This is a genomic window from Virgibacillus sp. M23 (assembly GCF_034190895.1).
In the GTDB taxonomy this organism is placed as follows: Bacteria; Bacillota; Bacilli; order Bacillales; family Amphibacillaceae; genus Virgibacillus; species Virgibacillus salarius.
Map to the genome: position 1 here is coordinate 1 of NZ_JAWDHA010000172.1, position 589 is coordinate 589.

Sequence of the window (589 nt, forward strand, 5' to 3'; positions counted from 1 at the left end):
TCCTTCTTTTGAGAAAGAACAGATTGACATGCTGCAGCGTCTTTTAGGTAGATATAATTCTGGGTTTATCAGCTTCAAGCATGATGATGCAGGCACGGATTGCTTGGAGTGGTGGAAGGAACGCTGTCTTGAGGAATGCAAAAATGCACCGGGTGAAGGGAAATTCGGTGATCAGGGCTATTTGGATTATATGTCTGGGCTGTTTCCGAATGTGTGTGACATTACAACACCCGGCGTGAACATCGGCCATTGGAATTATGGACAGCATACGTTTTCCTGGAAAGATGTCCGGATCGTGCTGGAGGATGGCAGTCCGCTGATCTTTTATCATTTCAGCGGATACCGAATCGTCAGCATCAATGAAATCAAACAGATTCATGAAACAACCCGCACAGATCTGCCGTTTGTGCATGAACTGTATCAAGAGACACTGCCGCATATCATTCAGCACATCAAAACGTTAGACCCTGAATTTAACGGTTTTGCTTCAAAAGATGACAACAAATAAATGAGTAAATACAGGAAGTGAAAATGAAGTGAAAGCAAGCGTTATTATTCCTGCATATAATTCAAAGGAGCGTCTTTACAA

At 42.8% G+C, this 589-nt stretch carries 1 pseudogene; it reads left to right on the forward strand.

The features are described from left to right. Nucleotides 1-508: pseudogene (locus RVS70_RS21870) on the forward strand (hypothetical protein); the annotation flags it as partial. Nucleotides 509-589: the final 81 nt, after the last annotated feature.